The sequence below is a fragment of the Oceanispirochaeta sp. M1 genome, from assembly GCF_003346715.1.
Taxonomy (GTDB): Bacteria; Spirochaetota; Spirochaetia; order DSM-2461; family DSM-2461; genus Oceanispirochaeta.
On record NZ_QQPQ01000114.1, the window covers coordinates 1 to 1,615 of the forward strand.

At 42.4% G+C, this 1,615-nt stretch carries 1 protein-coding gene and 1 pseudogene; both read left to right on the forward strand.

The features are described 5' to 3' along the window. A pseudogene (locus DV872_RS25995) lies at nt 1-831 on the forward strand (IS21 family transposase); the annotation flags it as partial. Next, the gene (istB, locus tag DV872_RS26000) at nt 809-1,537 is read left to right on the forward strand and encodes an IS21-like element helper ATPase IstB (RefSeq protein WP_114632887.1); all 729 of its coding nucleotides are present in this window, start codon (nt 809-811) and stop codon (nt 1,535-1,537) included. The pseudogene DV872_RS25995 and the gene istB, both read left to right, overlap by 23 nt. The last annotated feature ends 78 nt before the right edge of the window (nt 1,538-1,615 follow it).

Sequence of the window (1,615 nt, forward strand, 5' to 3'; positions counted from 1 at the left end):
ATTGATCCCTGTTTACCTGGCGTCCCAGAGCATAAAGGGAAGGTGGAATCCGGCGTCAAATACGTGAAGAATAATTTCATACCATTGCGTAAATTTAGGAATTTCAGTGATGCTAACAGGCAACTTACTGAATGGAATGAGTCTACTGCTCGAAAGAGAATCCATGGAACCACCAGACAAAAACCAATAGAACTGTTTGAAAAATATGAGAAACATGCCCTAGGTCTGTTACCGGCAGAACGCTTTGAATGCCCGGTGTGGAAAAATCTCAAAGTATGCAGGGATATCCATATTCAGTTTGATAAAGCGTACTACAGCGTTCCTCACACCCTCCGGGGATTACAGGTAGAAGCCCGGAAAACGGCTTCGCAGGTGGCTGTTTTCTATGAGAATGAGCTGGTTGCCGTTCATTTCCCTGTTTCCGCTGGGAAAAGGAGAACAAAAAAGGAGCACTATCCAGCAGACATTGGAAAATACATGGAGTGGGATACAGATTACTGCCTTGTTGAAGCATTAAAAATTGGTATCAACACACATGAGATCGTGCACTCTCTTTTAAACAGGGAGGCGATCAGGAACCTACGCTCCGCGCAGAATATTATCCGTCTTCAAAAGAAATATGATTCAGAGCGTCTTGAAGCAGCCTGTAAACGTGCCATCTACTATGGCAACTACTCGTATGGAAGCATAAAGACCATCCTGGAAGGGAAACTGGATAAGCAAACCGATTTTGCCTTCATTACGGAAAAGCCCTTGTCAGCGACTTATGCAAGGGATATGGATGAGCTAATAAAAAAGGAGACCATTCATGGAAACACATACGCAAATTAAACAGAACCTGAAGCAACTTCGCCTTTCCTCCATCTATGAGAATTTTGAGCAGCGCCAGTCCGAGGCTGTCATGTCAAAAATGAGTTATGCAGACTTTCTTCTTCTCCTGACACAAGATGAAATTGATCGTCGTAGACAGAAGAAACAGGAGACAACCATCAGGAAGGCGAATCTCGGGAAATACAAGAGGCTAGTGGAGTTTGATTTTGACTTCAATCACAACATCAATCGTCAACAGATTCTACAATTGGCCGGTTGTGAGTTTGTGCGGAGGAATGAAAACCTTTTATTGGTAGGTCCGACCGGTGTCGGGAAAACTTGTTTGGCAAAAGCTATTGCTCATGAAGCCTGTGTGAAAGGATTGTCAGTAATCTTTTCACGAACACAAAAGATGCTGGATATAATTCATTCAGGAAAAGCGGATAATTCAGAAAGTAGAAAATTGAAGATGTTTATTAAACCTGATTTACTCATACTCGATGACTGGGGCCTGCAGGCATTTCCAAACCATCTTCTGAGTATTCTTAATGAGATTATCTCTGAGAGATGTGAACAGGGTTCCATAATTATTACCAGTAACAGACCTCTAGAAAATTGGCATGAATTGTTCTCAGAACCGGTGGTTTGTTCCGCATTGCTTGACCGGTTGTTTCATAATGCTCACAGGGTAATTATAAAAGGGAAATCATACCGGAAGGCTCTTTAAAAAGTATGGCCGTTTATGATATAGGTGAAAGGGGTCAGCATATCGAAAACTGAGGGGTCAGTATTGCGATTAGTGACA